The following is a 5,413-nucleotide window of genomic DNA, read 5'->3' as shown; positions in this document are numbered from 1 at the left end:
GAAAGGCAGAGAGGCCGGCCTGTAGCCAATGACGATGACGCCGGTGTCGCGCACGCGGGTCAGCRTCGGGCCATCGGCCGCGTGTGCAGCCAAGGCGCACAGCGCGAGCAGGGCCGCGCTAAGTCGCTTCATCATCCAGGCGGCGCAGCTCGGCCAGCTTGTCGGCAATGCGCAGTTCCAGCCCGCGCGGCACGGGTTCGTACCAGCGCTGGCCTTCAAGCCCGTCAGGCAGGTATTGCTCACCGGCCGCGTAGCCGCCCGGCTCGTCATGCGCGTAGCGATAGGCCTTGCCATAGCCCAGATCCTTCATCAGCCGCGTCGGCGCATTGCGCAGATGCTCGGGCACCGGCCGCGTCTGGTCCTGCTTGATGAAGGCCTTCACCGCGTTGAAGGCCTTGTAGACGGCATTGGACTTGGGCGCGATGGCGAGGTAGACGACTGCCTCGGCCAAGGCGAGTTCACCCTCGGGCGTGCCCAGGCGCTCGTAAGTGTCAGCCGCATCCAGCGTGATGCGCAGCGCGCGCGGGTCSGCCAGGCCGATGTCCTCGCTGGCCATGCGGATCAGCCTGCGCGCGATGTAGCGGGCGTCGACGCCGCCATCCACCATGCGCACGAACCAGTAGAGCGCCGCATCGGGATTGCTGCCACGAACCGACTTGTGCAGGGCGCTGATGACGTCGTAGAACTGGTCGCCACCCTTGTCGTAGCGGCGCAGCTGTTCGCCGAGGGTCCGCTCCAGCAGTGCTTCGTCGATGCGGGCGCCATTGGCGAGCGACGCGGCGGACTCCAGGGCGTTCAGCAGCCGGCGCGCATCGCCGTCAGCGTAGCCAATCAGTCGGTCGGCGGCTTCCTTCGTCGGCGCCTCGACACCGAGCTCCCTGGCGCCACGTTCGATCAGCTCCTGCAGCTCGCTCGCGTCCAGGCTCTTCAGCACCTGCACCTGGGCGCGCGACAGCAGCGCCGAGTTGACTTCGAAGCTGGGGTTCTCGGTCGTCGCGCCGATGAAGGTGAACAGGCCGGACTCGACATGCGGCAGGAAGGCGTCCTGCTGGGCCTTGTTGAAGCGGTGCACCTCGTCAACGAAGACCACCGTACGCCGGCCCTGCTGGGCTGCAATCTGGGCGCGGTCCACCGCCTCGCGGATGTCCTTCACGCCGCCCAGCACGGCCGAGATGGCGATGAACTGCGCGTCGAAGGCGCCGGCCACCAGGCGCGCCAGCGTCGTCTTGCCGACACCGGGCGGGCCCCACAGGATCATGCTCTGCAGCCGCCCCGCCTCGAAGGCCGCGCGCAGCGGCATGCCGGGGCCGAGCAGATGGCGCTGGCCGATGACCTCGTCCAGCGTCTTCGGGCGCAGCCGTTCGGCCAGCGGCTGCGCGGGCGGGTCGGCATCGAAAAGGGACGTGGTGCTCACTGCTCGATGAGATCGGCCCCGGCCGGCAGCTTGAACTGGAAGCGCTCGGCCGCCACTGGCACATTGGCCTGCACGGCGCTGAAGTCCAGCCGTGAGCGCTGGCCGAAGCTGTCGACGATCTCCATGGCCGCCAGCTCCTTGCCCTTGAAGCCGAGCTTGAGCGACTGGATCGTCGATTCGGCCTGCTTGGGCAGCGCCTGCACCCAATCCAGGCCGCCGTCACTTGCTTGGGCCTTCAGCGTGAAGTCGCGTTCAAGATTGCTGCCAGCAAGCAGGGCCGCTGGCGTGGCACCCAGCGCTTCACCCAGCTTGCGCGAGCTGGCCTGGTTGAGGTCGGCGTCATAGATCCAGACCTTGTGGCCATCGGCGACGATGACTTGCTCGAAGGGCTTGGCATAGGCAAAGCGAAAGCGGTTGGGCCGCTCGAACTCGAAGCTGCCTGAAGAGACCTTCTTGCGTTTGCCGTCGGGCGACGTCACCGTTTGCGTGAAATTGGCCTTGCCGCTCTTCACGTCGCGGCCGAAGTCGCGCAGCGCATCGACCGCATCGGCGTGGGCGATGCCAGCAATGAGCAGCGTCAGGGAGAGCAGGAGTTTCTTCATTCGTCTCGTTTAGGAATGATCAGTTCACGGCTGCCGTTGGATGCCAGCGCGCCAACGAGGCCGGAGTTTTCCATCTGCTCCAGCAGCCGCGCGGCGCGGTTGTAGCCTATGCGCAGATGGCGTTGCACCAGCGAGATGGAAGCCTTGCGATGTTGTAGGACGATAGCCACGGCCTGGTCGTACATGGGGTCTTGCTCACCGCCGGCCTCGCCCGGCGCCGGCGCCTCGCCGTCGATGCCGTCGAGCACGCCACCTTCGAGAATGCCTTCGATGTAATTCGGTTCGCCCTGGGACTTGATGTACTCCACAACGCGGTGCACCTCGTCGTCGCTGACAAAGGCGCCATGCACGCGGATGGGCAGGCCGGTGCCCGAGGGCATGTAGAGCATGTCGCCCATGCCGAGCAGCGCCTCGGCGCCCATCTGGTCGAGGATGGTGCGGCTGTCGATCTTGGAGCTGACCTGGAAGGACAGGCGGGTCGGGATGTTGGCCTTGATGAGGCCGGTGATGACGTCCACCGACGGCCGCTGCGTGGCCAGGATCAGGTGGATGCCGGCCGCGCGCGCCTTCTGCGCCAGGCGAGCGATCAGTTCCTCGATCTTCTTGCCGACGACCATCATCAGGTCGGCCAGTTCGTCGATGACGACGACGATGAACGGCAGACGCTCCAGCGGTTCGGGTTCTTCGTTGTTCAGCGCGAACGGATTCGGAATGCTGATGCCGTTGGCCTTGGCCTCGTCGATCTTCTTGTTGTAGCCGGCGAGGTTGCGCACGCCCATCTTGGACATGAGCTTGTAGCGCCGCTCCATCTCGCCAACGCACCAGTTCAGCGCATTGCTGGCCTGCTTCATGTCCGTCACGACCGGTGCCAGCAGATGCGGGATGCCTTCGTAGACGCTCATCTCCAGCATCTTGGGGTCGATGAGGATGAGGCGCACATCACGGGCCTCGGCCTTGTAGAGCAGGCTGAGGATCATCGCGTTGATGCCCACTGACTTGCCCGAACCGGTCGTGCCGGCCACGAGGCAATGCGGCATCTTGGCAAGGTCGGCGACGATGGGCAGGCCGACGATGTCCTTGCCCAGGCCCATGGTCAGCTGGGACGACGCGTCCGCGTAGACCTGCGAGCCGAGGATTTCGGACAGGCGGATGGTCTGGCGGCGCGCGTTGGGCAGCTCCAGCGCCATGTAGTTCTTGCCCGGGATGGTCTCGACGACGCGGATGGACACAAGGCTCAAGGAGCGCGCCAGGTCCTTGGCGAGGCCGACGATCTGCGAGCCCTTCACACCGGTGGCCGGTTCGATCTCATAGCGCGTGATGACCGGGCCGGGGGATGCGGCGACCACATGCACCTCGACGCCGAAGTCGCGCAGCTTCTTCTCGATGAGGCGGCTGGTCATTTCCAGCGATTCAGGCGTGACCGTCTCCTGGCGGCCGGGCGCGGCGTCCAGCAAGTCAACTTGCGGGAGCTTGGCGTCGCCGGCGTCGACGAACAACGTCTGCTGGCGCTCCTTGGCCACCCGCGTGGACTGGGGCACCTCGACGACCGGCGCCTCGATGACGAGCGGCGCGTGGTCGGCTCCACCTTGTTCCCACTGGCGTTCGGCTTGGCGCTCGACCTCGACCTCCTGCTCGCGCTCCTTCACCGCCTGCTCACCGGCCTTCTGATCGGCCTTCATCTCGCGCTGCTCGATGCGCTTCTCGCGCAACTGCTCGATACGCTCACCGATGCGCTCCGCCAAATGCCCCCAGGAGAAGCGGAATGCCCAGGCCATGCCGGTCAGCAGCAGCACGATCCAGACAACGCCGGAGCCGGCAAAGCCCAGGCCCCTCATACCCAGGGGCCCGAGCGCATAGCCGACCAGGCCGCCGGCATGGCCGGGCAGGCGCGCCTCGAGGGCATAGAGGCGGCTCCACTCCAGCGCGCAACTCGCGCCGATGAGCAGCACGATGCCAGCCCAGAACCGCGCGCGCTGGCTCCAGCGCAGCACGGGGTCCACGTCATGGCGCAACAGCCCGGCCAGGCTGCGCAGCCAGCCGCGCAGGGCCAGCAGCGGCAACCACCAGGCGGAAAAGCCGAACAGGAACAGCAGGCCGTCCGATAACCAGGCGCCAAAGCTGCCAACGCGGTTGCCGACGAGGTCTCGCTGGCCGCTGGTGCTGAAGGCAGCGTCGCGCAGGTCGTGCGTCGCCATCGCCAGCACGAGCAGCGCGAGCAGCAGGGCCGTCAACGCCAGCCACAGCGGCGTGCGCAGCAGCCGCGAGGCGGCTGACGGCGGGGCCACTTCGCGCTTGGGCGCCTGGCGGCGGGTGGGTTTGGCGGGAGCGGCGGGCTCGCCGGCGGCATCGTCACCGCCCAGCAGGGAACCGAGGGGAAAACTCATCCCCGCATTGTCGCCGTCAATCGTGGGTCAGCCGTTCCTTGATGACCACCGAACCGTTCTCAAGCGTTTCAATGACGCCGCGCTCTTCCAGGTCCTTCATGACCCGGCTGACCATCTCGCGCGAGGCACCCACGACCTTGGCCATGTCCTGGCGCGAAACCTTGCCGCGGATGAGCTTGATGCCCTTCTCGTCCTCGGACATGTCCAGCAGCGTGCGCGCCACGCGGCCATAGACGTCAAGCAGCGCCAGGGACTCGATCTGCCGGTCGGCATTGCGCAAGCGCGCCACCAGCCCGCGCAGGATGCCGTAGGAGAGGCTGCTGCTCTCGGGCAGGCAGCGCGCGAACTCCAGGCGGCCGAGCACCAGCATGTCGGTCTGCACCTCGGCGCGCACCGTGGCCGAATGGGGCTCGTTGTCGATGAGGCTCATCTCGCCCACGTAGTCGCCCGACTGCAGCACGGCAAGAATGACCTCGCGGCCGCGGTGGTCGGCCGTCAGCACGCGGGCACGGCCGTTGAGCAGGATGAAGAGGGCGTTGGACTTGGTGCCCTGCTCGACGATCAGTTCGCCGCGCTTGAAGCGGCGCTTGACGACGCTGTCGGCGATGGATTGGGCCTGATCGGTGGTCAGCATCGAGAACAGCGGAACACGGCGGATCAGGTCGAGGTTGGAAATCATCGCCATATGCAGTCTCCAGGTTTGGGCCCCAGGCAAGCGGCAAGAAATGCGCCTGCCTAAAATGGCGTGCATTGTGCACACGCGGCAGGCTTCTCCGCATCGGGTAAGGCCGGGGTTTTCACCCCTAAGACTACCTTGCGAGCCGTTAACCCGCCCTCACCTTCCCTGCCATGACCGCTACGACCCAACACCACGGCCTGCTTATCCTCGGTTCCGGCCCCGCCGGCTACACCGCCGCCATCTACGCTGCACGCGCTAATCTCAAGCCTACGCTGATCACGGGCATGGCCCAAGGGGGTCAACTCATGACCACGACGGAGGTCGACAACTGGCC

Annotated in this window: 5 protein-coding genes; 1 reads left to right on the top strand and 4 read right to left on the bottom strand. The window is 66.5% G+C overall.

Features of this window, described 5'->3' with window-relative positions; genetic code table 11:
- Nucleotides 1–118 precede the first annotated feature (118 nt).
- From ACXJKR_RS23130 to ACXJKR_RS23115, 4 genes are read right to left on the bottom strand one after another with little or no spacing between them, the layout of a single operon-like run.
- Entirely contained in the window at nt 119–1,414 is a 1,296-nt protein-coding gene (locus ACXJKR_RS23130; protein WP_457324800.1) for a replication-associated recombination protein A, read from the bottom strand.
- Nucleotides 1,411–2,016, bottom strand: coding sequence for an outer membrane lipoprotein chaperone LolA (lolA, locus tag ACXJKR_RS23125; protein WP_457324799.1), 606 nt, complete (start codon nt 2,014–2,016; stop codon nt 1,411–1,413). Before lolA ends, ACXJKR_RS23130 begins: the two co-directional genes overlap by 4 nt.
- The gene (locus ACXJKR_RS23120; protein WP_457324797.1) at nt 2,013–4,400 is read right to left on the bottom strand and encodes a DNA translocase FtsK; all 2,388 of its coding nucleotides are present in this window, start codon (nt 4,398–4,400) and stop codon (nt 2,013–2,015) included. The genes lolA and ACXJKR_RS23120 overlap by 4 nt, the downstream gene beginning before the upstream one ends.
- A 16-nt stretch (nt 4,401–4,416) precedes the next feature.
- On the bottom strand, nt 4,417–5,085 hold the full coding sequence (locus ACXJKR_RS23115) for a Crp/Fnr family transcriptional regulator (RefSeq protein ID WP_056196243.1): 669 nt from the start codon (nt 5,083–5,085) through the stop codon (nt 4,417–4,419).
- A gap of 164 nt (nt 5,086–5,249) precedes the next feature.
- Between ACXJKR_RS23115 and ACXJKR_RS23110 the strand changes: the two genes are divergently transcribed.
- Nucleotides 5,250–5,413, top strand: a 164-nt coding sequence (locus ACXJKR_RS23110; RefSeq protein ID WP_457324801.1) for an FAD-dependent oxidoreductase, incomplete at its 3' end; no start/stop codon positions are given.

Source organism: Roseateles sp. P5_E11 (assembly GCF_054049355.1).
Note: the sequence above shows the minus strand (reverse complement) of the source record. Positions and strands in the feature narration are given on the sequence as shown.